Annotated in this window: 16 protein-coding genes and 1 pseudogene; 9 read left to right on the forward strand and 8 right to left on the reverse strand. The window is 69.7% G+C overall.

Annotated features, from left to right (window positions below; all coding sequences use genetic code 11):
- Positions 1 to 25: 25 nt before the first annotated feature.
- The 6 genes from ACWD11_RS24035 to ACWD11_RS24060 all read right to left on the reverse strand — a co-directional run bounded on the left by ACWD11_RS24035 (position 26) and on the right by ACWD11_RS24060 (position 9,262).
- Positions 26 to 463, reverse strand: coding sequence for a VOC family protein (locus tag ACWD11_RS24035; RefSeq protein WP_451285387.1), 438 nt, complete (start codon positions 461 to 463; stop codon positions 26 to 28).
- Positions 464 to 511: 48 nt separating this feature from the next.
- Positions 512 to 778 carry a DUF6199 family natural product biosynthesis protein gene (locus tag ACWD11_RS24040; protein WP_389420362.1) on the reverse strand — a complete coding sequence of 89 codons (267 nt, stop codon included), beginning with the start codon at positions 776 to 778 and terminating at the stop codon, positions 512 to 514.
- Between the two features lie 61 nt (positions 779 to 839).
- Entirely contained in the window at positions 840 to 3,272 is a 2,433-nt protein-coding gene (locus ACWD11_RS24045) for a beta-glucosidase (protein WP_451285389.1), read from the reverse strand.
- A 178-nt stretch (positions 3,273 to 3,450) separates the two neighbouring features.
- Positions 3,451 to 4,527 (reverse strand): DUF1996 domain-containing protein, encoded by a 1,077-nt coding sequence (locus tag ACWD11_RS24050; RefSeq protein ID WP_451285391.1) that lies wholly within the window; start codon positions 4,525 to 4,527, stop codon positions 3,451 to 3,453.
- An 86-nt stretch (positions 4,528 to 4,613) separates the two neighbouring features.
- A complete protein-coding gene (locus ACWD11_RS24055) occupies positions 4,614 to 6,782 on the reverse strand; it encodes a discoidin domain-containing protein (protein WP_451285393.1) in 2,169 nt (722 codons plus the stop codon).
- A 284-nt stretch (positions 6,783 to 7,066) separates the two neighbouring features.
- Positions 7,067 to 9,262, reverse strand: coding sequence for a discoidin domain-containing protein (locus ACWD11_RS24060; RefSeq protein ID WP_389420358.1), 2,196 nt, complete (start codon positions 9,260 to 9,262; stop codon positions 7,067 to 7,069).
- A gap of 548 nt (positions 9,263 to 9,810) precedes the next feature.
- On the opposite strand from ACWD11_RS24060, the gene ACWD11_RS24065 reads away from it, so the two are divergent.
- The 8 genes and pseudogenes from ACWD11_RS24065 to ACWD11_RS24100 all read left to right on the forward strand — a co-directional run bounded on the left by ACWD11_RS24065 (position 9,811) and on the right by ACWD11_RS24100 (position 24,479).
- Positions 9,811 to 10,881 carry a LacI family DNA-binding transcriptional regulator gene (locus ACWD11_RS24065; RefSeq protein WP_451285395.1) on the forward strand — a complete coding sequence of 357 codons (1,071 nt, stop codon included), beginning with the start codon at positions 9,811 to 9,813 and terminating at the stop codon, positions 10,879 to 10,881.
- A 326-nt stretch (positions 10,882 to 11,207) separates the two neighbouring features.
- Positions 11,208 to 12,479, forward strand: a complete 1,272-nt coding sequence (locus ACWD11_RS24070; protein WP_451285397.1) for an extracellular solute-binding protein — start codon at positions 11,208 to 11,210, stop codon at positions 12,477 to 12,479.
- Between the two features lie 86 nt (positions 12,480 to 12,565).
- A complete protein-coding gene (locus ACWD11_RS24075) occupies positions 12,566 to 13,567 on the forward strand; it encodes a carbohydrate ABC transporter permease (RefSeq protein WP_451285399.1) in 1,002 nt (333 codons plus the stop codon).
- The gene (locus tag ACWD11_RS24080; protein WP_451285401.1) at positions 13,564 to 14,457 is read left to right on the forward strand and encodes a sugar ABC transporter permease; all 894 of its coding nucleotides are present in this window, start codon (positions 13,564 to 13,566) and stop codon (positions 14,455 to 14,457) included. Before ACWD11_RS24075 ends, ACWD11_RS24080 begins: the two co-directional genes overlap by 4 nt.
- Positions 14,458 to 14,540: 83 nt before the next feature.
- On the forward strand, positions 14,541 to 16,235 hold the full coding sequence (locus ACWD11_RS24085; protein WP_451285403.1) for a glycoside hydrolase family 13 protein: 1,695 nt from the start codon (positions 14,541 to 14,543) through the stop codon (positions 16,233 to 16,235).
- A 117-nt stretch (positions 16,236 to 16,352) separates the two neighbouring features.
- The gene (pulA, locus tag ACWD11_RS24090) at positions 16,353 to 19,712 is read left to right on the forward strand and encodes a pullulanase-type alpha-1,6-glucosidase (protein WP_451285405.1); all 3,360 of its coding nucleotides are present in this window, start codon (positions 16,353 to 16,355) and stop codon (positions 19,710 to 19,712) included.
- 237 nt (positions 19,713 to 19,949) lie between these two features.
- Entirely contained in the window at positions 19,950 to 22,526 is a 2,577-nt protein-coding gene (locus ACWD11_RS24095; RefSeq protein WP_451285407.1) for a pullulanase X25 domain-containing protein, read from the forward strand.
- 232 nt (positions 22,527 to 22,758) lie between these two features.
- Positions 22,759 to 24,479 (forward strand): annotated as a pseudogene (locus ACWD11_RS24100) (discoidin domain-containing protein).
- Between the two features lie 98 nt (positions 24,480 to 24,577).
- On the opposite strand, the gene ACWD11_RS24105 reads toward ACWD11_RS24100, so the two are convergent.
- The gene (locus ACWD11_RS24105; protein ID WP_389420350.1) at positions 24,578 to 24,844 is read right to left on the reverse strand and encodes a hypothetical protein; all 267 of its coding nucleotides are present in this window, start codon (positions 24,842 to 24,844) and stop codon (positions 24,578 to 24,580) included.
- Between the two features lie 192 nt (positions 24,845 to 25,036).
- On the opposite strand from ACWD11_RS24105, the gene ACWD11_RS24110 reads away from it, so the two are divergent.
- Complete coding sequence (locus tag ACWD11_RS24110) at positions 25,037 to 25,612, forward strand: TetR/AcrR family transcriptional regulator (protein ID WP_451285409.1); 576 nt, start codon at positions 25,037 to 25,039, stop codon at positions 25,610 to 25,612.
- Between the two features lie 40 nt (positions 25,613 to 25,652).
- Here ACWD11_RS24110 and ACWD11_RS24115 read toward each other — a convergent pair whose 3' ends face one another.
- Positions 25,653 to 25,850 carry a hypothetical protein gene (locus tag ACWD11_RS24115; RefSeq protein ID WP_451285411.1) on the reverse strand — a complete coding sequence of 66 codons (198 nt, stop codon included), beginning with the start codon at positions 25,848 to 25,850 and terminating at the stop codon, positions 25,653 to 25,655.
- Positions 25,851 to 26,003 lie beyond the last annotated feature (153 nt).

Raw genomic sequence — 26,003 nt, forward strand, 5'->3', positions numbered from 1 at the left:
GCGCCCCTCTTGGATGCGAGAGGGCTCAGTTCTTCTTCAGCTCCTGGGCGAGCATCACCAGGATGCCGCTGGGACCGCGGAGGTAGGTGAGCTTGTAGATGCCCTCGTAGGTCGCCACCCCGCGCAGCGGACGGCATCCGTGCTTGGCGGCTGTCTCAAGGGCCTTGTCGATGTCGTCGACCGAGAAGGCGACGCGATGCATGCCGATCTCGTTGGGACGAGCGGGCTCCGACTCGATCGCTTCGGGGTGGATGTACTCGAAGAGCTCAAGGCGCCCTTGGCCATCCGGTGTCTGGAGCATCGCGATCTTGGCGTGGTTGCCGTCCAGGCCGACGGCGGTGTCGGTCCACTCGCCACTGACCGTGTCACGGCCGACCACCGTGAGGCCGAGGTCGGTGAAGAAGGCGATCGTCGCTTCGAGGTCGCGGACGGCGATGCCGACGTTCTCCAGTTTGATGGCCATGCGCCGCATGCTATCGAGCCGGGCCGATCAGGCGCTTCCGGTGAGGGATCAGAACTGCTGTATCAGCATCCATATGACAAACCCCAGGAAGATCACGCCGACCACCCGGTTCATTGCGTAGCCCTTGCTCGTGGGCTCGGTCGCCTCGGGATTTTTCACCCAGCCTCGCTGGAGACGGCTGTTGGCCTTCCACAGCAACTGAGGGCGCACGACTTGGATCAGCCCCATGACCAGGAAGAAGCACAGGACCAGGACGAATACCCAACTGCCGCCATCGTCGTTCGGGGCGGCCTGCACTACCGCATCGAGGCTCATGAAGGGTCGGTTGCCCTGGTCTCGCACCAAGTAACGGGAGTTACTCGGTCGACGCTCTGCCTCAAGCGCCGCCGACCGTGACCTTCCCCTCCCACCTCAGGTCCCCCGCCGACCTGCCCACCAGGAGCCGGTAGGAGCCGGGCTCCACGCCCCAGTCGTGGTCCGCCTCCGACCAGTGCCGCACGGCACGCGGGCCCACCATCACCTCGGCAGTCGCCGTCCGGCCCGCTTCCGCCTCAACGGCCGCGTACCCGGCGAACCAGCGCACCGGACGCTCCACCGCCGACTCCGGCCGGGACAGATAGACCTGTACGACCTCGCGCCCGGCGCGGGTGCCGGTGTTGCGCACCGTCACCCGGACGGTGAACGGCTCGCCCGCGGCGACGTCGGCGGGTGCCTCCACGGCCGTGTACTGCCATGTCGTGTAGCCGAGTCCGTGGCCGAACCAGTAGGCGGGCTCGCGTCCGGCTCGCAGCCACGCCCGGTGGCCGATGTGCAGGCCCTCGTCGTAGTCGAGGCGGCCGTCGACCGGCCGAGTGCGGGTGACGGGGACGTCCGCCAGGGACGCCGCCCAGGTGGTGGGGAGCCGGCCGCCGGGTTCGGCGAGGCCGAACAGGACGTCGGCCAGGCCCGCTCCGGCCTCCTGTCCCGGGAACCACGCGAGCAGTACGGCGCCCGCTTCCCGGCGCCAGGGCAGCTCGACCGGACCGCCGCTGTTGACGATCACGACCGTGCGCGGGTTCGCGGCGGTCACGGCGCGGACCAGGTCGTCCTGATGCCCTCCGAGCGACAGTCCGGCGCGGTCGTAGCCCTCGGTCTCGCTGTGCTCGGTGGTGCCGACGACCACGATCGCGGCATCGGCGTCCCGCGCCGCCCGCACCGCGTCCGCGAGCGCGGTCGCCGCGTCCGGTTCCGGTGGCGCCGCGGCGACGACGGTGGCGCGCCCGCGTCCGGGCACCAGTTCGCGCCGAGCCACCACCCGCACGGGCCGCTTGGCGGTCAGTACCGTGCGCGCCGTCTGCAGGGGCGGGTTGACGTGGACGACGGCCGGGTCGTCCGTGTCGCCGGGGAACTCCCCGTCCAGCAGCGTGTGGTCGTCGACGGTGAGCGTCATGCGGCCGAAGCCCCCGACGCCGAAGGTCCACTCCCCCGCGTCCCGGGGATGCAGGATCGCGGCGATCTCCACGGTGTGCGCGCCGGGGGGCAGGTCCGGTTCCAACTGGCGTCCCGAGAGCCTGCGTTGCGCGTACAGCTCCTGCCCCGTCGCGTCCAGTACGCGCAGGCGTACGCCGGGGGCACCGGACTCGGGATCGGTGCACCGGTCGGTGTCGAGGGGCGCGGGTGGACAGCCCAGGGCCGGGCCGGGCTCGTACACGACCCGAGCCCTGCCTCGCAGCCGGGCCCGGATGCCGGCCAGCGGGGTGACGACGTCGGAGCAGAAGACGCCTGCGCTGCCGCCTCCTTGGACGCGCGGGGACGCGGCGTGCACGCCGAGGACCGCGACGGTGGAGAGGCTGGTGGGGGCGAGCGGCAGGACGGCGTCGTTGTGCAGCAGGACCGAACCGGCACTGACGGCGCGGCGCAGCAGCGCCCGGGTGTCGCGCGACGCCATCGCCGCGGGCCGGCGTCGGTGCTGCGGTTCCAGCGCGCCCACGCGATCGGCGAGCCGGAGCAGTCGGCAGACCTTGTCGTCGACCGCCTCCTCGGGGACCAGGCCGTCCTTCACCGCCCGTACCAGCGCGGCGCCCCAGGGGCTGTCCGGGCCCGGCATGGCCAGGTCGAGGGCGGCACGGCCGGTCTCCTCCGTCGTCCGCACGGCCGCCCAGTCGGAGACGGCGATCCCGTCGAACCCCCATTCCCCCTTGAGGGGTTCGGCCAGGAGCGGGCTGGCCGTCATGGTCGTGCCGCCGACGGCGTTGTAGCCCGCCATGACCACCCACACCCCGGCCTCGACGGCCGCCTCGAAGGGCGCGAGGTACACCTCGCGCAGCGTGCGTTCGGACGCGCGGACGTCGACGGTCAGCCGGTCGGTCTCGGAGTCGTTGCCGACGTAGTGCTTGGCGGTGGCCGCCACTCCGAGGGCCTGGATGCCTCGGATCAGCGCGGCCCCGGTGCGGCCCGTCAGTTCCGGGTCCTCGGAGAAGCACTCGAAGTGACGGCCGCCCAGCGGGCTGCGGTGCAGGTTGAGCGTAGGGGCCAGGATCACGTCGACGCCCTTGCGGGCGGCCTCGGTGGCGAGCAGGCCGCCGAGCCGCTCCACCAGATCCTCGTCCCACATGGCCCCCAGGGCGGAGGCGGAGGGCAGCAAAACCGAGGTGCGCCGCTCGTCCCAGGCCTCGCCGCGCACCCCGGCGGGCCCGTCCGAAGTCACCATCTCCCGCAGCCCGATCCCGGCTTCACCGGCGGTGCGCCACGTCGTCGCGCCGGTGAGCAGGCGCACCTTCTGTTCGAGGCTCAGCCGGTGGATGAGCCGGTCGCGTGTCTCGTCGTCCATTCCCGCCCCCACGTCCCTGCCCCCCACTCGACTGGGAGAGCGCTCTCCCAACCATTGGCTGAGCTCGTCGTCCCGTCAAGGCCCTCTGCCCGCGCCCCGAAGGAGGCGCCCGGGCAGCGGTAGGGGCCCGACGGCACCCGCACCGAGCGGGTGGTCGGGCCCCGGACGACCGGCCCGGTCAGGGCAGTCGGTAGTCCGCGTTCAGAACCGCGCGCCGCTCCGGGTGGTACAGGTCGTAGCCGCGCGCGTCGCACTGGAAGCCGCCCACGATGCAGCCGTCGACCAGCGCCTTGAGGGTGCGCTCCTCCCACGCGTTGAAGAAGTCGTAGTGGAAGGAGTAACCGCGCCCGCTGGCCAGGCGGACCTGGCTCATGTCGCCGTTGACCGGGAAGGCCATCTTGAACTCGATCATCGGCACGGCGACCGGGTGGGAGGCCGGGCACATGTTGTCGTTGGTGCCGGGCTTGACGACCGGGTAGGCCATGTGGCTCTTGTGGTCGGGGGTGTCGAGGTACTTGCCGTCCCAGCAACTGGGCGCCTGGAAGCGGATGTTGAGCTGCACGTCGGGCCTGCTCGGGCAGCTGGTCGGGAAGTCGACGTTGAAGAAGCTGTCACCGCACTCCCAGCCCTCGACGAAGCCCTTGTGGCTGCGGAACTGCTGGGCGCTCTGCATGGGGTCGCCCACGACGTACCGCAGTCCCTTGGGGAAGGGTCGCACGCTGGTGTAGTCGGTGATTCCGGACTTGTAGTAGATGACCTGCGGGCCGACGGGGAGGATCTTGGTGTCCCCCTTGTACAGCGACGGCATCCAGTACGCGGAGGCGTCGGCCGGAGCCAGGCAGGTGGTGTTGCCGCCGTAGAGGCTGGCCGTCGTGCTGCCGGCGTTCGTCGTCCGGTTGCCCATGAAGGTGTGGTCGTGGGACTTGCCGGGCTGGCCCGGGTACACGATCGGGTCGTCCGGCGCGGTGTGCGTGACGGAGCAGTTGGCCTGGAACTCCTTGTGGTAGCGCGGCGGCGGGGTGGCCGTGGACGGGGTCACTCCGGTGACCTGGGGCACGGCCGGTATGTAGCCGTCGCCGTCGGGGTCGTCGGCGGACGCCTGGTTCGACACCGCCATCGTGTGGCCGGTGTGAGTGCCGGCCGAGGTGCTACTGCCCGGATCGGCCGCGGTGGCGACCGTGCCCAGGCCGAGGACCACGGCGAGGAGAGAGCCGCCGACAAGGAGTGTGGGGAGTCGTTTTGAACGCCATCTCATGGAGGGCCTCCAGCCCTTGAGTGGGGAGGGTGGGGACCCGGCAGGGGGCTGAGCGCCGCCCCCTGCCGGGGGCCTGGCGTGCTGCGTCAGCTGTAGACGCCGAACTCGTGCAGCGAGTAGCCCCAGCCGGTGCCACGCGCCGTCAGGTGCAGTCGTACGTGCCGTGCGGTCGCCGCGACGTCGATGGTGTCGATGTCACCGTTGCCGGTCGTCGTGGTGTGCACGGTGCGCCAGGTGTTTCCGTCGTCGGACACCTGGACGTCGTAGGACTTGGCGTAGGCCGGGTCCCAGACCAGCTGGAGCTTGCGAATGGCGGTGGGGGCGCCGAGGTCGACGCGGATCCACTGCGGGTCGCTCCAGTCGCTGGCCCAGCGGGTGTCCGTCCTGCCGTCCGTCGCCTTGGTGGGCTCGCAGGGGCAGTCGCCGTAGGAGGCCTGGAAGGATGAGGCGGTGGTGGGCTTGTTCAGCGCCACGTTCGTGCCGGTGACCGGCGGGGCGACGACCTTGACGGACTTCGTCTCGATGCCGGCGTTGCCGCGGCCGTCCTGGGCCTGGATGTACACCTTCCACACGCCGAGCTTCTCGGGGGCCGTCACCGCGAAGGTCCCGGCGCCGGTGGAGCGCCACTTGGCCTCGACCAGGCGCTTGTCGCCGTTGGCGTAGTTGCCGCTGAGGAAGACCTTGTACGTGATCGGGTCCCCGTCGGGGTCGCGGACATCGGCGCGAACGGTGAACTCGCCGCCCGCCGGGGCGGACGAGGCGGGGTTCACGGCCATGTTCGTGATGACCGGGGGCGTGTTGTCACCGCTGGTCGACCCGGTGTAGGCCCGCTTGACCGCGTAGTAGGACAGCCGCTTCAGTCCGTCGGGCACGAGGTTGAACCAGATGCCGCCGAAGTCGTGCTCGATGCCGTAGTGGAAGAGGGTGGCGCCCAGCGCGACGCCCCGGTGCCCGGTGACGCAGTCCCAGGCCTTGGTGTAACCCTCCGCCTTCTGCACGTCGGTCGGCTCGTCGGGGACGCCGTTGGCGTCGTCCGGGACCTCCCACTCCCCCGCCGGTCCGCCCTCGGTGATGATGTACGGCTTGGTGTAGCCGCCCTCGTTCCAGTCCTCCTGGACGCCGCAGATGTCGCCGTAGGAGTTCATCGAGTAGAGGTCGAGGTCGGGCGCGTTGCGCTTGTAGTACGGCCAGGCGCCGGTCCAGGCGTCGGTCGAGGTGACCGGGTGGTCGGGGTCGATGGAGTGGATCTTCTTGGCGACGTCGTTGACGAAAGAGGTGTAGGCGTTGCGCTGCGTCTCCAGTTCGGTACCGCTGTAGCAGTTCTGCAGACCGAGCACCGATTCGTTGCCGACGTTCCACATCAGCGTGGCCGGATGCGACTTGTAGGTCTCCACCCACTTCGCGAACTCGGTCAGCATGTCGTTCTTGTACGTCGTATCCGTCACGTAGTTGACGCAGCCGCCGCTGCCCGGGCCGCCGCCCGGCTGGAGCCAGAAGCCGTTGATCACGCGGATGCCGTTGGCCGCCGCCGAGTCCAGCAGCGGCTTGGTACCGGCGTCGGTACCCCAGGTGCGGATCGTGTTGACGCCCATCGACTTCACGTCGGGCATGTACTTGGGAGCATCAGCGATGGCCGGACCCCAGGTCAGCCCCTTCACCGTGTACGGCTGCCCGCCTACGGTCAGTTGCCAGTTCCCCTGCGAGCCCGACACCCGGACCGCGCCGGTGGGGGGCGGCGGGTCGTCGGTGTTCCCGTAGACCTGGAACTCCCAGAGGGAGTAGCCGTAGCCGCCGGAACGCTCGGTGCCCAGCATGCGGACGTAGCGGCCGGACCCCGTCAGGGCGAGGTCGTCCGTGCCGCCGTCGCTACCGGTCACGGTCCTCAGGGTCCGCCAGTCCGTGCCGTTGTCGGACGCCTGGATCTGGTAGCTCTTGCCGTACGCGGCCTCCCACGTCAGGACGGCACGGCTGAGGTTCGCGCGCCGGCCGAGATCGACCTGGAGCCACTGCGGGTCGGTCCACTGACTGGACCAGCGGGTGCCGGTGAGGTTGCCGTCGACGGCCGCCGACGCGGCGTATCCGGCGCCCTCCTGCGACGATGCGGTGGCGGTCTTGCCCTGGGACAGCAGGGTGTCGGCCGCCTGGGCCGGCGGGGCCGCGAGGCCGAGCGAGGACGCCACCAGCGCGCCCAGAGCCAGCACGGAGAGACCGGCACGGCGACGGGTGGGGGCGGGGGGTGAGCTGGATCTGGACACGTCTGCTCCTGGCAGGTTGGGGGTGCCGGGTGGGGAGCGCTCTCCAGGGGGGTCCCCGGTCCCCGTTCGGCGCGTGACCGCGGCGTGCCGCCCGGTTCGGAACGGCACGTCGCATGGGGTGGTGCGGGGGGGGTAGTCCGGCGGGTGCGGGCCCGGTTCGGGCACCGGGCCGCGGGGCCCCTCCGGACCGGGGCGCGGGGATGTCACCCGGGCCGGAGGGGAGTTGGTGCCGGCCTTACCGGGTCATCCGGCGGTCGGCAAACGGTGTGTCAGCGGACGGTGTGTCAGGGGAAGGACACGAGGGTGGACGGCACGGTCGAGGTTCCCGCGGGGACCGTGGACGCTCCGGTGTCGTTGATGACGTGGTTGTAATGGCCCATCCCGCCGAGGGACACCACCAACAGGCTGTGGAACTTGATCCCGGGCTTGACCGGCGTCTTGAAGCCGTGGTGCTGACGGATGCTCGGGTCCACGTTGTAGTTGCAGTAGCTGCCGAGACCCCACGCCTCGTGGGTGTTCACGGAATCGTCGACCCGGTAGGCGGCGTATCCCTGGGTGGAGCCGTTCTGGATGGCGGCCTGGTTGGGCGCGTCGTAGGCCTTCTCGTTCTGGTAGAAGATCGTCCGGCCGCGCTCGCCGTACCACTCGACGTCGTACTTGTTGAAGTGCTCGACGAACAGGCCAGTGGCCAGGACGTCGTCGCCGTTGACGCGGACGCCGTAGTCGGCGCGGTTGGTCTCCCAGCCGACGCCCTCGCCGTGGTCGGCGCGCCACACCCAGGTGTGGTCGATGATCGTGTCGTCACTGTTGACGACCATGCTGGTGGTGGCCTTGCCGGCGTGCGCGCCGCCGATCCGGATGTAGACGTCCTGGACGGTGGTGGGGTTGGCGGCGTGGTCGGCGGAGGCACCCTGCGGGCCGACCTCCAGCAGCGTCGGGGAGTTGACCACGCCGGCGTCGATGAGGAAGCCGGCCAGGCGGACGCCGTCGACGTCGGCGACCTTCATCGCCGTCACGCCGTTGTCGGGGATGATCGTGGCCAGGCCGAGACCCAGGACGACGGTGTTCGCCCGGTTGACGTTGATGGTCTGGTCCACGTGGTAGATGCCCGGGGTGAACAGCAGGTGCAGGCCCTGCGCGAGCGCCTGGTTGATGGTGGCGGCGGTGGCGCCGGGCTTGACGACGTAGAACTTGCTCAGCGGGATCGACTCGCCCTGCGGGGTGCCGCTCGCCCAGGTGGTGCCGCGCGCGTTGGTCCGCTTGGCGGGCGCGAAGACCTTGTACTCGTTGCCGTCCAGGTAGAGGAACGGCTTCTCGCGGGAGATGGGAGTGGTGTTCAGGGTCGTGTAGCGGGGCTCGGGGAAGCTGTTCGCCGGCGCACCCTCGACGCCCGAGAAGACCTGGTTCCACACGGAGTTGGACCAGCCACCGATGGCGCTGTCCCGGGTGTACCACTGCTGCTGCGAGTAGTTGCCGACCTGGCCGTCGACCTTGGAGTCGGCGATGTAACCGCCGCTGGCCCAACCGTAGCCGTTCGGGGCGAGGTTGAGACCGCCCTTGACGTGCATACGACGGAACGACGCCGCCTGGGAGACCGCCCACCGGTTGGTCCCGCTCACCGGGTTCAGTGCCAGGTTCTCGGCCGCACGCCAGAAGTTCTGCGTGGCGTTGCCGTTGAACCAGCCCGCGTCGACCGTCACGTCACCGTTGATGGTCGTGTCGCCGGGCTTCAGGCCGAGGCCCGCGATCTGGGTGTAGAAGCCGATCTGCGCGTTGAGGTTGTTGTACGTGCCCGGCTTGAAGAAGAAGGCGTGCCGGCCGGAGCCGAACTGCGCCGACTCCTGCTCCTTGAAGACCGCGTCCAGCTTGGCCTGGATACCCGGCGTCGACGGGTCGAAGACATGCACGTTCGATCCGAGGTCACCCCCGCCGGGCAGCTGCGGGCCGCCGGTGCCGGTCTCGCCGTACACCTTGAACTCCCAGAGCGAGTATCCGTATCCGGTGGCGCGGGTGGTGCCGTACATCCGTACGTAACGGGCCTCGCCCGTCACGGCGATGGTGTCCGTGCCGCCGTCGCCGGTGGCGGTCTGGTAGGCCGTGGACCAGTCGGAGCCGTTGGTGGAGAGCTCGATGCGGTAGCCCTTGCCGTATGCCGCCTCCCAGTCCAGGACGACCTGGCTCACCTTGGTGGTCTCGCCGAGGTCGACGCGAATCCACTGCGGGTCGGAGTGGGCACTGGACCAGCGGGTGCTGCCGTTGCCGTCGACGGCGTCGGCGGCCGGAGTGCCGTAGTGCTCCTGGCTGGAGGCGGTGACCGGCTTGCCCTGCGACAGCAACACCGGCGCGGCCTCGGCCTCCTGGGCCGGTACGAAGGTGAGAAGGGCGGCGGCGAGAGCGGTGACCACCGCGCCGACGACCCCTCTGCGAGTGGATCTGCGGGGTGGCGGAGGCGCCACTGACGGTATGCCAACTACGGGCATGCGGGGGCTCCTTGGAAACGAGAACGACATGGGAGAGCGCTCTCGGGAACCTTGCCCGTAACAAGAGGGGGCGGTCAAGGGATCTGTCATCACTTATCTTTCGTCTTTCATTAAGTGGCAGTTGGCCAACGCCCGGCGCTTCGGGCCATCTCCCCAGGCGGCGGCTGCGACCGCCTCCCAGGCCCGGGGATGGCGATCCAGGGCACGGGCATGCGTGGCCCTTCAGCCATCAAGGGTGGGTACGATCCCGCCGGAGTTGCTCGGCGACGGCGCGAGGGCGCGACACAGGGCGTGGCCCGTCGGCCGCGGCGGCTCGGCGTCGACCTACTCTCCCCGCCGCCGCGCCCGAGCGGTGGTGACGGGATGTCATGGGTGCGTCGCGAGACGTTTGCTAACTCAATTTATTAATGAGTTAATGGCCGCTCCGGGCGGCGCGACGCGTGAGCGCTCTCCGCAGCTCGCGGCGGCATTGCTCCCGGCGCCGGTGGCGCCGGAGGGCGGCCGTACGCTATACCGTTAGTAATCGTTTACCGACACGGGGGACTGACATGCCGGCCACAAGGCCCGGGGCCACGGCGAGCGACGGGAAGGCGCGACCTACCGCCAACGACGTCGCGAAGGCCGCAGGCGTGTCGCGGTCGGCGGTGTCCTTCGCGTTCAACAGCCCCGAGAAGCTCTCGACCGCGACCCGGGACCGCATCCTGGCGGCGGCCAAGGAGCTCGGCTACGCCCCGAACACCCTGGCCCGCATGCTCAAGGCCGGCCAGACCCAGTCGCTGGGCGTGCTGCTGCCCCAGAACCTCGCCCGGATCATGGAGAACCCGTACTACTCCCGGTTCCTCACCGGCGTGGGACAGGTCTGCGACGAACAGGGATACACGCTGCTGCTCACCCCGCCGCTGCGGGACAGCATGCTCAAGGCGATTCCCTACGCGGCGGTCGACGGCTTCATCGTGTGCGGCCTGGAGCACGACCGGGGCGAGGTCGCCGAGCTGCGGCGGCGCGGTATCCCCTTCGTACTCGTCGACAGCAGCCCTCACGACGGCGTTTCCAGCGTGGACGTCGACGACGAGGGCGGCGCCTACGCAGCGGTGCGGCATGTCCTGGACCTCGGCCACCGCCGGATCACGCTCCTGTCGATCGATCCGGGCCCCGAGCGGGCCGAGCGCGGTTACCGGGGCCCGCTCGCGCGCCGCATGGCCGGGGTGACCCGTGCTCTGGAGGAGGCCGGGTTGAGCCCGGCGGACATCGAGGTCGTCGAGGTTCCCGCCACGCGTATGGACGGCTTCCGGGCCACCAAGGAGTTCATGGCCGCCCGGCCTGCCACCGCGATCGTCACGATGTCGGACATCCTCGCCTTCGGAGCGGTGGACGCCCTCCACGACCTGGGGTTGGACGTCCCCCGGGATGTCTCCGTCACGGGCTACGACGACCTTCCGGACGCCTCCTGGATGAGGCCTCGCCTGACCACCGTGCGGCAGGCGATCACGACCAAGGGCCGCACCGCGGCAGATCTGCTGTGCTCGACGATCAGAGGAGAGGACCAGCATCCCCACCAGATGCTGGGCACCCACTTGATCGTGAGGGACTCCACGGCTCACGCCGCCTCTCGCACCTGACCGCCCCCTCCCCTCCCCACCCCGTCCGCTCCGGCGTGACGGGGCTCGTCGCTTTCCCCGGTTTCCCCAGGTCAACGGCACTTTCGCTCGTTCACACCGGGCCGTGAGCGGCGGGTAGGCAACGGGCTTTCGCGTTACAAAACCGTTAGCTAACTCCTGTTAATAACCTGCTAACGTCTGCGACACCAAAGAGCCCGCGGCCTGGCCTCCCTGCACGCCGATATGTGCGGGAGGCGCTTGATCGCCAGCTGCCGCCGGTTCCGTCCCGCTCCGGCGGCAGCGTCCGGGCCGCCGTTCCGGTCAGACCTTTCCCCGAGGAGTTCCCCATGCGCCGTGGTCTTGCGGCAGCCGTCGTCGTAGCGGCTCTCACCATCTCCGCGACTGCCTGCTCCAGCGGCAGCTCCGACTCCGACAGCTCCGGCCCGGTGACGATCACCTGGTGGGACACCTCGGACGCCACCAACGAAGCCGGCACCTTCAAGGCGCTGGTCAAGGACTTCGAGAAGGCCAACCCCGGCATCAAGGTCAAGTACGTCAACGTGCCCTTCGGTGACGCCCAGACCAAGTTCCAGACCGCGGCGGGCAGCAAGGGCGCCCCGGACGTGCTGCGCGCCGACGTCGGCTGGACGCCCGGCTTCGCCCAGGCGGGCTTCCTCGCCCCGCTCGACGGCACGCCCGCGGCCGAAGAGAGCGCGAAGTTCAAGCCGAACCTGATCGAGCAGGCGAAGTACGACGGCAAGCTCTACGGCGTCCCGCAGGTCACCGACACCCTGGCCCTGATGTACAACAAGGCGCTGTTCGAGAAGGCGGGCATCACCGAGGCCCCCGCCACCTGGGGCGAGCTCAAGGCGGACATGGCGAAGGTGGAGAAGGAGACCGGCGTCGACGGCTTCGCCTTCAACCCGCAGGCCTACTACGCCATGCCGTTCCTGTACGGCGAGGGCACCGACATGGTCGACGCCGAGAAGAAGCAGATCACCCTGAACTCACCGGCCGCCGTCAAGGGCATCGACACCCTCAACTCCGTTCTCGCCGCCCCGGGCCTGCGCAAGCTCGACACCACCAGCAACGCGTACGCCAACATCATGGACGCGTTCAACAGCGGCAAGGTCGCCTCGATCATCCAGGGCCCCTGGGAGAACGCGAACGTCTTCAAGGGCTCCGCGTTCAAGGACCGCGACAACCTCGGCATCGCTGCCCTGCCCGCGGGCGGCGCCGGTCAGGGCGCGCCGCTGGGCGGGCACAACCTGGTCGCCTACGCCGGCTCGGACGCCGCCCACCAGGAGGCGTCGCAGAAGTTCATCGCCTTCATGACCTCCGCGGACGCTCAGCAGAAGGTCGCACTCGCCAACGGCACCCTGCCGACCAGGGACGACGCCTACAGCGCGGAGGTGACCGCCAACCCCGGCATCGCCGGCTACGCGAAGCTGCTGGGCGCCGGGAAGCCGCGCCAGCCGCTGGCCGAGTACTCCTCGCTCTACACACCGTTCGAGACTCAGCTGATCAAGATCGTCTCGAAGCAGGAGAGCACCAAGGCCGGCCTGGACAAGGCAGCCGCCGAAGCGAAGAAGCTCCTGCCGGAGTTCAGCACCCCGTAAGGCCGCCGAGGGCCGCCTTCTGCCACACCAGGGGGCGGCCCGATCCGCTGACGCTCCTTTTCCTCCATGTCCCCTGAGGTGCCGAGATGACCACCGTCGTCGAGGGCAAGCCTGCCCGCCAGAGCCACCGCGACCAGGGCTCCGGCCGCGGTCCGATGCGACGCATCAAGAACTCCTACCACCAGTACTGGTACGCCTGGGCCATGTGCGTGCCCGTCGTCCTGGTCCTGGGCGCTGTCGTCGCCTACCCCCTGATCCAGGGGATCTACCTGACGTTCACGGACGCCACCAGCCAGAACGTCGGACGCACCATCGGCGTCAACGAGATCCCGGACTCCTTCTCCTGGGTCGGGCTGAAGAACTACACCGAGATCCTCACCGGCCCCAACAACCAGTTCTGGCCGCACTTCACCTGGACCGTCGTGTGGACCATCGCCTGCGTGGTCCTCACCTACGGCATCGGGCTCGGCTTCGCCGTGGCCATCAACCGGGAGATCAAGGCCCGCGGCTTCTACCGGATGCTGCTGATCCTGCCCTGGGCCGTGCCGACCTTCGTCACGGTCTTCGCGTGGCGGCTGATCCTCGCCGACGACGGCGTCGCCAACCAACTCCTGCTCGGCATCGGCCTGGACGGACCGTCATGGCTGAGCGACCCGTTCGCGCAGAAGGTCGCCGCGATCGCGGTGAACATCTGGTGCGGAGTGCCGTTCATGATGGTCTCCATGCTCGGCGGGCTGCAGTCCATCCCCCGCGAGCTCTACGAGGCCGCCGAGATGGACGGCGCCACCCCCTGGCAGCGCTTCGTCAACGTCACCCTGCCCGGTCTGCGCCCCGTCAGCAGCACCGTCATCCTGCTCGGCGTGATCTGGACCTTCAACCAGTTCAACGTGATCTTCCTGCTCTTCGGCGGCAACAGCGACAGCGTCCAGATCCTCGTGACCTACGCCTACCGGCTCTTCTTCGGCCAGCAGCCCCAGGACTACGCCCGCTCCGCGACCGTCGGCATCCTGTGTCTGTCGCTCCTCGTGGTGTTCACGAGCGTCTACCGCCGCTGGCTCAAGCGCCACAACGAGGGGGTCCTCGCATGACCACCACGACCACCCCGCCGGCAGGACGCCTGAAGGCCGCGACCGACCCCCGCCGCCTGCGCAGCAGCCGCCGACGCCCGGCCTCCGTCTCCCTGCACGCTCTGCTGGCGGCGGGCTCCTTCATCGCCGTCTTCCCGGTCCTGTGGATCCTCTACATCTCCCTCGGCCCGGACAAGAACGACTACCAGCACCCCGCCCGCATCCTGGGCAACGCGACGCTGGACAACTACACCCATGTCATCCAGAACACCGGCTTCGGCACCTGGATGCTCAACAGCCTCATCGTCGCCTTCTGCACCATGCTCATCGGTGTGCTCATCGCGGCCAGCGCCGCCTACGCCGTCTCCCGGATGAAGTTCCTCGGCCGCGGCTCGCTGATGTACACGTTCCTGCTCACCCAGATGTTCCCGGTCGCCGTCCTCATGGTCCCCCTGTACCGGATCATGGGCAGCCTCGGCCTCCTGGACACCTACGGCGGTCTGGTCCTCATCTACTGCTCGACCGCGGTGCCGTACTGCGCCTGGCTCCTGAAGGGCTACTTCGACACCATCCCCGTCGAGATCGACGAGGCCGGCCGCATCGACGGGCTCTCCCCCTTCGGCACCTTCTGGCGCCTGATCCTCCCGCTGGCCCGGCCCGGTCTCTCGGTCGCCGCCTTCTACACCTTCATCACCGCCTGGGGCGAGGTCGCCTTCGCCTCCAAGTTCATGCTCACCGAGGAGAGATACACCCTCGCGGTCGGCCTGCAGACCTACGTCAGCCAGTTCAACTCCCAGTGGAACTACCTGGCCGCCACCTCGGTACTCATCGCCGTACCCGCCGGCGTGGTGTTCTACGTCGCGCAGAAGCACCTCGTGGCCGGCCTGACGGCCGGCGGCACCAAGGGCTGAGCCCAGGCACACGGCGCCCTTCGATCCACTCTGTTCACGCCGGCGCGCCCCTCCGCCGCGCCCTGACGTGAGGACTCGTCTTCATGACCCAGTTGCTCGCTGCCGCCCACCCGCCCGCCTCGTCGCGTCCCGCCACTGACTGGTGGCGGGAGGCGGTGATCTACCAGGTCTACCCCCGCAGCTTCGCCGACGCCGACGGAGACGGCATGGGCGACCTGCCCGGCATCACCAGCCGCCTGCCCTACCTGCGCGACCTCGGCGTGGACGCCGTGTGGCTGTCGCCGTTCTACTCCTCGCCGCAGGCCGACGCCGGCTACGACGTCGCCGACTACCGCGTGGTCGACCCGATGTTCGGCACGCTGGACGACGCCGTCGTCCTCATCGGCGAAGCACACCGCCTGGGCCTCAGGATCCTCGTCGACCTGGTGCCCAATCACTGCTCCGACCAGCACGCTTGGTTCCAGCAGGCCCTGCGTGAAGGCCCCGGCTCCCGCATCCGCGAACGGTTCCACTTCCGCGACGGCAAGGGCGAGCACGGCGAACTGCCGCCCAGCGACTGGGAGTCCGTCTTCGGCGGACCGGCCTGGACGCGCTCGAAGAATCCCGACGGCACCCCGGGCCAGTGGTACCTGCATCTGTTCGCGCCCCAACAGCCCGACTTCAACTGGGAACACCCGGCGGTCCGCGACGAGTTCCGCTCCATCCTGCGGTTCTGGCTCGACCTCGGGGTGGACGGCTTCCGCATCGATGTCGCGCACGGCCTGGTCAAGGCCGACGGGCTGCCCGATCTCGGCGACCACGAGCGGACGCGGCTCCTGGGCAACGACGCCGGTCCCTGCTTCGACCAGGACGGCGTCCACGAGATCTACCGCGACTGGCACACCGTCTTCGCGGAGTACGAAGGCCAGCGGATCGGCGTCGCCGAGGCATGGACCCCCACCCTGGAGCGGACCGCGAACTACGTCCGCCCCGACGAACTGCATCAGGCGTTCAACTTCCAGTACCTGGCCACCGCCTGGCAGGCGCAGGCGCTGCGTGACGTCATCGAGGGCACCCTGCGCGCGATGCGGCCGGTCGGCGCACCGGCCACCTGGGTCCTGTCCAACCATGACGTCACCCGGCACGCCACCCGCTTCGCCAACCCGCCCGGCCTGGGCACCCAGATCCGCGAAGCCGGTGACCGCGAACTCGGCCTGCGCCGCGCACGGGCGGCGACCCTCCTCATGCTCGCCCTTCCCGGGTCGGCCTACATCTACCAGGGCGAGGAGCTGGGCCTGCCCGACGTCACCGACCTGCCCGACGAGGTCCGCCAGGACCCCGCCTATTTCCGTGGGGCCGGCCAGGACGGCTTCCGCGACGGCTGCCGCGTCCCGATCCCCTGGTCCGGCACCCGCGCCCCGTACGGCTTCAACAGCGCCGAAGACGGCCCGAGTTGGCTTCCCCAGCCCAAGGCGTGGGCGGCCCTCAGCGTCCAGGCGCAGACCGGTGACCCTGACTCCACCCTGGAGATGTACCGCAGCGCGCTCGCCCTGCGGCGCAGCCACCCGGCGCTCGGCGGCGGCGACAACCTGCGCTGGCTCCCGAGCGCCGAGGGAGTCCTCAGCTTCGAGCGTACGAGCGAGGAGGGCGTGGTGTTCCTCTGCACCGTCAACGTCACCGGCGCGCCCGTCACCCTCTCCACCCCCGGCCGGCTCCTCATGGCCAGTGACCGTGTCACGGCCGGTGACACCCACACCGTGCTGCCCGCGGACACCACCGCCTGGTGGACCACCGCCTGACCCGCCCCGTTTCTCCCGCCCCCGTTTTCTCCTGCCGACGGCCCCGCTCCCGCCTGACCGCGGTGCCGTCGGCAGGCGTACCCGCACACCCCACCCCCCGACACAACGAGGTGTTCCATGACGTCACGTTCCACCTCCGCGCCCGGCCGAGGCCGGCTGACCAGAAGGTCGGCGGCCCTGGCCCTCAGCCTCGTCGCCGGCACCGCCGTGATACCGGCCCTCGCCGCCGAGACCGACACCCCGCCCCCGCAGCCGGACAGCGTCGCAGTCGCCTCCGACTTCGACACCCAGCTGGGCTGTGCCGGAGACTGGGCCCCCGACTGCGACCAGGCCCAGATGCACCTCCGCCCCGACGGCACCTGGACGCTGACCGCACGCCTGGCCGCCGGCACGTACAACTACAAGGCAGCCCTGGACCGGAGCTGGGCCGTCAACTACGGCCTGAACGCCACGCCCGGCGGCGCGAACATCCCGCTGACCGTGCCCGCCGGGGGCGCCGAGGTCACCTTCGTCTACGACCCGGTCACCCACTGGATCACCGACACCCTCAGCACCACTCTGGTCACCGCGCTCGGCGGCTTCCAGAGTGAACTCGGCTGTGCGACGGACGAGGCCACCGACTGCCTGGCGTCCTGGCTCACCGACCCCGACGGCGACGGCATCGCCACCTTCACCACCACCGAGCTGCCCGCCGGCACCTACACCGCCCAGTCCGGCCTCGGCCTGCCCGCCCGGCCCACGAGTGACAGAACCACGTTCACCGTGGCCGCCGACAGGGCGGAGACCACCTTCGCCTACAGCACCGCCTCCAGGACGCTGAGCGTCTACCCGGGCAGACCGAAGCCGAGCCTGGCGCCCCGCTCCGGCTACTGGCTGGCCCCGGACCTCATCGCCTGGGACGCCTCGGACAGCCCCGCCGGCACCACGTACCAGCTGGCGACCGCCCCCGACGGCGGCCTGGCGGCCGCGGGGACCGGCATCACCGGCGGCACCACGATCCCCCTGCGGTACGACCCGGAGGGTCTGCCGAAGTCCGTGCAGGCCAGGTACCCGCACCTGGCGAAACTCGGCGCGCTGCGCGTCCCCGCCGCCTGGGCCGCCAAGGCACGCGACCTCGTCAAGGGCCAGAGCGCCGTCGCGGCCATCAGCCCCGACGGCCGGCTTGTCGATGCCACGGGCCTGCAGACCGCCGGCGTCCTCGACGCCCTGTACGCGGCCGAAGCCGGCAAGGCCGCCCTCGGCCCCGTCTTCCGCGACAACCGCCCGACCCTCTCCCTGTGGGCGCCGACCGCCCAGTCCGTCAGCGTCGAACTGTACGACTCCCCCGACTCCACCAGGTCCCGGGTCCTGCCGCTGACGCTCGACCGCGCCACCGGCGTGTGGTCGGTGCGCGGCGAGCGGAGCTGGAAGGGCCTGTACTACCGCTACCAGGTCAAGGTGTGGTCACCCGCGGCGCAGAAGACCGTCACCAACGCTGTCACCGACCCGTACTCGCTGTCCTTGTCGGCGAACTCCCAGCGCAGCCAGATCGTCGACCTCGACGACCACGCCACCGCCCCCGAGGACTGGGACGCCACGCGCTCCCCGAAGGCGCTGCCCCTGGAGAAGCAGCAGATCCAGGAAGTCCACATCCGTGACTTCTCCTCCGCCGACCCGAGCGTGCCCGCCGACAAGCGCGGCACCTACCTCGCCTTCACCGAGCCCGGCTCGCGCGGCATGAAGCACCTGAAGGACCTCAAGGCCGCCGGCGTCACCACCGTCCAGCTCCTGCCCGCCTTCGACTTCGCCGGCACCCCCGAACTCCGCGCCGACCAGGCCACCCCGGCCTGCGACATGGACGCCATGGCCCCGGACTCGCCCGAGCAGCAGGCGTGCGTCGCCTCCACCCAGGCCCGCGACGCCTACAACTGGGGCTACAACCCCTACCACTTCACCGTCCCCGAGGGCGCCTACGCCACCTCGCCCGACGGAACCGACCGCATCGTCCAGTTCCGCCGGATGGTGAAGGCCCTCCACGACGCCGGCCTCAGCGTCGTCATGGACGTCGTCTACAACCACACCGCCGCCGCCGGACAGGACCCCGCCTCCGTCCTCGACAAGATCGTCCCCGGCTACTACCAGCGCCTGGACGACACTGGCACCGTCACCCGCGACAGCTGCTGCGCCGACACCGCGCCCGAGAACGCGATGATGAACAAGCTCGTGGTGGACTCCGTCACCACCTGGGCCAAGCACTACCGCATCGACGGATTCCGCTTCGACCTCATGGGACTCGACCCCAAGCAGACCATGCTCGACGTCAAGTCGTCCCTGGCCAAGCTCACTCCCGGCCGCGACGGCATCAACGGCAAGGCCAGCCTGCTGTACGGCGAGGGCTGGGACTACGGAATCGTCGCGGGCGACGCCCGCTTCGTCCAGGCCACCCAGCAGAACATGGCCGGCACCGGCATCGGCACCTTCAACGACCGGCTCCGTGACGGCGCCCGCGGCGGCGGCATCTCCGACGCCGACCCCCGCCGGCAGGGCTTCGCCAGCGGCCTGTTCACCGCCCCCAACGGGGCCTCCCTCAACGGCACCCCCGAGCAGCAGAAGGCCCGCCTGCTCCACGACATGGACCTCGTCAAGATCGGCCTGACCGGCAACCTCGCCGACTACGCCTTCACCACCAGCGACGGCACCCGCCGCACCGGCGCCGAGATCGACTACAACGGCCACCCGGCCGGCTACACCGCCGCACCCGCTGAAGCCGTCAACTACGTCGAAGCCCACGACAACCTCGCCCTGTTCGACGCCCTGGCGTACAAGCTGGCCCCCACCACCACTCCGGCCGCCCGAGCGCGCCTCCAGGCCCTCGCGCTCGCCACGAGCACCCTCTCCCAGAGCCCGTCCATGGCCCAGGGCGGCACCGACCTGCTCCGCTCCAAGTCCCTGGACCACAACTCCTACGACAGCGGCGACTGGTTCAACGCCATCCAGTGGAACTGCCAGGACGGCAACGGCTTCGGTCGCGGCCTGCCGCTCGCCGAGTCCAACAGTGCTCAGTGGCCGCTCGCGGGGCCGCTGCTGGCCGACCCAGCGCTGCGCCCCGGCTGCACCGAGATCAGTGACACCACGGCCCAGTTCCAGCAGTACCTGAAGATCAAGCGGTCCACGCCGCTGTTCTCCCTCGGCACGGCCGACGCCGTCGGCAAGCGCCTCACCTTCCCGCTGTCGGGGACGAAGGCGGAGAAGCCCGGCGTCATCACCCAGCACCTCGACGGCCGCGGCCTGGACACCTACCGGTCCGTCACCGTCGTCTACAACGCCACACCCACCGCTCAGACCCAGACGGTCAAGAGCCTCGCCGGGACCCGGCAGGTGCTGCACCCCGTCCAGAGCGGCGGCAGCGACCCCGTCGTCAAGACGGCGGCCTTCGACCGGGCGACGGGCACGTTCACCGTCCCCGCCCACACCGTCGCCGTCTTCCTCGAGAAGTAGCGTCCCGCGGGTCCTGCCGGATCCATTGACGCCTCACAACTATCAGGTTACTAAGTGGAGTTACACACGAATTAGCAGTCGCCGGGGTGAACCGGCGACATGCCGATCCGTGACGGCGGGCGGACTCCCGCCGCAGAGCCGCGCCGCTGGTCAGGACGCCAGCGCCGCCTTCCCTCCATCACCCGCACCCGGCGGCATCCCCGGGTGCGGGTGATGCCCACCCCGAGGAGGCACCCCTTGCACGGCACCACCACGCGCCGCCCCCGGCGCCACAGAGCACGAGCCGCGTCGGCGGTCCTCGCCGCGACCGCCATGGGACTGGCGCTCGTGCCCGCCCTGTCCACGGCCGCCCAGGCCGAGACACCCGCCACCGCCGTCTCCGTCCCCGGCACGTTCAACAGCGAGATCGGCTGTGCCGGTGACTGGGCTCCCAACTGCGCCCAGGCCCAGCTCAGCGCCCGCACCGACGGCTCCGGAGCCTGGTCGAAGACCATCACCGTGCCGGGCGGCTCCCACGCCTACAAGGCGGCCCTCAACAACAGCTGGACCGACAACTACGGCGCCCACGCCAAGTACCACGGCGCCGACATCCCTCTCCAGATCCCCACCGGCGGCAAGAACGTCACCTTCGTCTACGACCCGGTCACCCACTGGATCGCCGACGACATCAACCACAAGATCGTCACCGCCGCCGGCTCCTTCCAGTCCGAACTCGGCTGCGCGACCGACTGGGCCCCCAACTGCCTGACCTCCTGGCTCAAGGACATCGACGGCGACGGCACCTACACCTGGTCCACCACCGCCATCCCGGCCGGCACCTGGAAGGTCAAGGCCGCCATCGGCCAGTCATGGACCGAGAGTTACGGCCAGGGCGGCAGCCCCACGGGCGCCGACATCAGCTTCACCGTCCCCACCAACGGCGCCACCACCGACTTCGCGTACGACAGCACCACCCACGTCCTGAGTGTGCGCACGCAGGAGCCCCCTGGCCCCGCCCCCGACGGCACCCTCGGCGCCCTCTACACGCCCGCCCGGACGACCTTCCGGATCTGGTCACCCGACAACTCCCAGGTGAGCGTTACCGTCGGCGGGCAGACGCACGCCCTGCGGCCCGCGGACGTCAGCGGCTACACGGACGTCTACCAGGCCATCGTCCCCGGCGACCTCAAGAACCAGCCCTACCAGTTCCGCGTCGGCAACAACCCGGTCCGCGACCCGTACGCCCGTATGGTCAAGCCCGGCACCACCGAGGGCATCGTGATGGACGCCGACGCCGTCCAGCCCACCGGCGGCTGGGCCCCCAGACCCGCCATCACCAAGCGCGAGGACGCCGTCGTCTACGAGCTGAGCGTCCGCAACTTCACGATCGACCCCAGCTCCGGAGTCGACAGCGCCAAGCGCGGCAAGTTCCTCGGCCTCACCCAGACCGGCACCACGCACAACGGCGTCAGGACCGGCATCGACCACCTCAAGGAACTGGGCGTGACCCACGTCCAGTTGCTGCCGGCCTTCGACTTCAACAGCACCGTGCCCAACTGGGGCTACGACCCGCTCAACTACAACGTCCCCGAGGAGCAGTTCTCCCAGTTCACCGCGCCCGAGGACCGGATGCGCGAGTTCAAGAACATGGTCAACGAGTTCCATAAGAACGGCATACGCGTCCTGATGGACGTCGTCTACAACCACACCGCCAACAAGGACGTCTTCCAGAACATCACCGGCAAGTACTACACGCAGACCGACCTGTCGGCAACCGGCAACTCCATCGACGACGGCAACCCGATGGTCAGCCGCATGATCCGCGACTCACTGGAGTACTGGGTCAAGAACTACAACATCGACGGCTTCCGCTTCGACCTGCTGGGCATCCACCACGCCAAGAACGTCGACGCCTGGGCCAAACACCTCAACGACACGTTCCCCGACCGTGCCCTGCAGATCCACGGCGAGCCCTGGAGCGGCGGAGTCAGCGACCCCCAGGAAGCCGTCAAGGTCCGCTACGGCACGACCCCCACGCTGGCCGGCGGCCACGTCGGAGTCTTCAACGGCGCCTACCGCGACGCCATCAAGGGCGGCACACGCGACCGCGTCCTCGGCTACATGGGAGGTTCCTCCCCCAACACCTCCGCCATCGCCCTCGGCATGCGCGGCTCCCCGCTGGCCACCAAGAGCACCAACGCCCTGTCCGACCCCTGGGACCCGGCCTTCGCCTACGACCCCGAGCAGACCATCAACTACGTCTCCGCCCACGACGACCTCAACCTCTGGGACAAGATCACCTACTCCGGCGTGACCGGCGGCCCGGCCGGCCGCGCCGGACAGATGAACCGCTTCGCCGCCGGCATGGTCCTCACCTCCCAGGGCATCCCCTTCTTCTACGAAGGTGACGAGTTCCTGCACTCCAAGGTCGTCAACGGCGACTACGAGACCGCGAAGAACTCCTACGAGGCAGGCGACAACGTCAACGCCCTCCAGTGGGGCGAGAAGGCCCTCAACGCCGCCACCTTCCGCTACTACAAGGACGCCATCGCGCTCCGCAAGAACAGCCCCGCCCTGCGCCTGGGCACCTGGGACGCGGTGAAGGCCCAGATGTCCACCACCACCGACGGATCCGTCGTCACCTCGGCGATCAGCTCCAACGCCGGCGCGCCCGGCAGCCACGACACCGTCGTGGTCTACAACCCGACGAACAACGCCTACAACGTGTCCCTGCCCACCGGAACATGGCGGAAGGTCCTCGGCACCAACGGCGCCGTCGACTCCACCAGCACCACGGCCGACGGCCTCGCCGTCACCGTCTTCAAGAAGTCCTGACCGACGCCGGACTGTGTGCCGCCACCTATGTGGCGGCACACAGTCCGGCGCGCTGGGTCCGGCAGCCGAGTCAAAGGCGAGTTGATGGTCCCTCAGGCCGAGATTACGTGTTTTCTCAAGGTGAACGTAAACCCTTGACACGTCTCCCCTACCGCAGCAGGCTCCCCCTCCAGAGAGCGCTCCCTGGCTTTCTCGCCCCACCTCATCGCTTCGAGGAGCCGCCGTGAGTCTGATGCGCCGCCGCCTGGGCCTGCTCATAGCCCTCGCGGTCATCCTGTTGTCCTTCGCCGGCATACCGGGCCCCTCGCCCGCTCACGCCGCCGACCCTCTGCTCTCCCAGGGCAGACCGGTGACGGTCTCGTCCACGGAGAACCCGTTCGTCGGCGCCAACGCCGTGGACGGCGATCCGGGCACGCGCTGGTCCAGCGCCTTCGCCGACCCTCAGTGGATCCAGGTCGACCTGGGCTCCGCAGCCAAGATCAGCGAAGTCGCCCTGAACTGGGAGGCGGCCTACGCCAAGGCGTTCCAGATCCAGGTGTCCGCCGACGGCCGCACCTGGTCCACCGTCCACGAGACCGCCACCGGCACCGGCGGGAATCAGCGGCTGACCGTCTCGGGAACCGGCCGGCACGTCCGCATGTACGGCACCCAGCGAGCCACCTTAGTACGGCTTCTCCCTCTGGGAGTTCCAGGTATTCGGCACCAAGGACACCGGCGGCAACCCGGATCCCGATCCCACCGAGAAGCTCCTGTCCTACGGCAAGACCGGCGCGGCCTCCAGCTCGCAGCACGACGGCCACTGCTGGGAGTGCAACCCGGCCCGCGCCTTCGACCGCGACCCCGCCACCCGCTGGGCGACCAGCCCCACCAACGGCTGGACCGACCCCGGCTGGATCTCCGTAGACCTGGGCGCGACGGCGCAGATCAGCAAGGTGGTGCTCCAGTGGGACCCGGCGTACGCCAGGTCGTTCCAGATCCAGGTCTCACCCGACAACACGAACTGGACCCCGATCTACTCGACCACGTCCGGCACCGGCTTCAAGCAGACCCTGACCGTCTCCGGCACCGGCCGGTACGTCCGCATGTACGGCACCCAGCGGGCTACTGCGTACGGCTACTCACTGTGGGAGTTCCAGGTGTACGGCACCGGCGGCGCCCCGATCACCCCGCCCCCGCTGCCGCGTGACCCCGCCGACCCGCCCCGGATCGTCTGGCAGGACGAGTTCAACTCCCCGGCGGGCACCAAGCCCGACCCGGCCAAGTGGTCCGCGGGCCCCGGCACCGGCCCCAACAACGAGCTGGAGTACTACACCAACCACGACAACGTGAGCATGGACGGCGCGGGTCACCTCGTCCTCGAGGCACGCAAGCAGGCCACCCCCGGCACCTCGTGCCCGACCGATCCGCTCACCGGGAGCGGCACCTGCCAGTACACCTCCGCCCGGATCAACACCGGCAACAAGTTCGAGTTCACCTACGGCCGGGTCGAGGCGCGGATCAAGGTGCCCAAGGGCAATGGTCTGTGGCCCGCCTTCTGGATGATGGGCGCCGACTTCCTCGACGGCCGTCCGTGGCCGTACAACGGCGAGATCGACATCATGGAGGTCCTCGGAAAGGACGTGAAGACCTCGTACTCGACCGTCCATGCGCCGGCGTACAACGGCGGCGGCGGGATCGGCGCTCCCTACAAGCTGCCGGGGGACGCCGACTACTCGGATGACTTCCACGTGTGGGCGGCCCACTGGGACAGCAAGGGCATCGTCTACCGACGGCCGGACCGTCCTCACGCTCGACAAGGCACAGATCGAACAGACCCGCGGCCCTTGGGTCTTCGACCACCCCTTCTACCTGATCCTCAACCTCGCCGTCGGCGGCGACTGGCCCGGCCCGCCCGACGCCTCCACCTCGTTCCCGGCGAAGATGCTGGTGGACTACGTACGGGTCTACCAGTGACACGCTCTGCAGGGCTGTCACCGGGCTGACGCCGAAAGGCCGGTGACCGGGTGGCCGGGATCCAGCGATCCCGGCCACTTGGCGTCCGCCGACGGTGATCAGCTTCGTGGGAGCCCGGCCTCGGGTACGGGGTCGGCGCGGCGGGCGCGGCGGGCTCCGATCAGCAACAGGGCGCACGCGAGCATGAAGAGCGGCCAGGGCGTGAACGGCAGGACCACGGCGTCGACGACGGTCCAACTCCCCAGCGTCCAGGCGATGAAGGCCGGCGGGGTGATGCCGCGGCGGTCGACCGTCAGGCCGATCAGGATGAGCGGTATGCCAAAGCTGTCCAGGCTGAGCCAGTACGCGCTGCCTGCCGGGCTCATGTCGGCGAGGTCCTCGTTCCGCAGTCCCCCCGCTGAACCATGTCCCGGCGTGCTGTGCGGCCTTCTCCACGGTCAGCGCGCCGAGCGTGTGCGCGGCGCCGCACAAGGTGATGATCCAGCCGGCCCACTTGATCATCTGAACCAGGCATGACAGTGAGAGGGCAACGGGGCGGACGCCCCCGAGACAGTCGCGTGGATCACAGGATCCTGCAGGCGACGCGCGAGCTGATCGACGAAATCGGCTACCCGGCCCTGACCGTCGACCAGGTCGCGGCGCGCGCCGGGGTGGGCAAGGCCGCGATCCACCGCCGCTACGCCTCCAAGGCCGAGATGGCGTTCGTCGCGACCACGGACGAGCGGGAGCTGCCCGCGTTGACCGGGACCGGCTCCTTGTACGGGGATCTGCTCGCGTTGGTCCGCGCATTTCACCGGCGCATGGCCACCCCGGCCGCCCGGCATCTGGCACCGGCGCTGATCAGCGAGATCGCCGCCAACCCCGAACTGGACAGGCGGTTCCAGGAAACCTTTCTGGTTGCCGAGCAGGCCGTCTTCGCCGACATCATCGAACGGGCCGTGAATCGCGGTGAATTGGTCGGGCCGGTCGACCCCGCGATGGCACACCTGCTGCTTCTGGGCTCCTTGGCGTCCGCCCTGTACATCCTCAATCTGCCCGTCGACGACGCTTTGGTCACCGACCTCGCCGCTGCCGCCGCCGCGGGAATCACCGCCTTGGCCGCCCGGCACCACAGCGACCTCGAACCTCGCTGAGACGCCCGTGGCTGTGGCGCACGAGATGCGGCCGAGCCGCCTACTGCCAGCCCGCGTCCGCCGGGGCGGTCTGCCAGCCGGCGTCCGCGGGGGCGCTCTGCCAGCCGGCGTCGGCGAGCACGGAGGAGGCCGGAACCGTCTCCGCCTCGGACTGGAACGCGACAGCCGGGGCGGCGAGAAACGCCGCAGCGGCCAGAGAGGTGACCGCGGCAGTCCTGGCGAGGCGAGTACGAAGCATGAGGGTGTCCGTTCATCCGGAGGTGAGGTGCGGTGTCGGCAGCCTTCGCGTCCCGCGGTGACGCTCGGCCTGGCCGGTCACCTCAGAATTGCCGCAGCTCAGCCCCTCGGAAAGACTCCGCGAATGGACGGAAGAGGCATTGGACTGATGCGT

It is taken from the genome of Streptomyces sp. NPDC002776, from assembly GCF_053592195.1.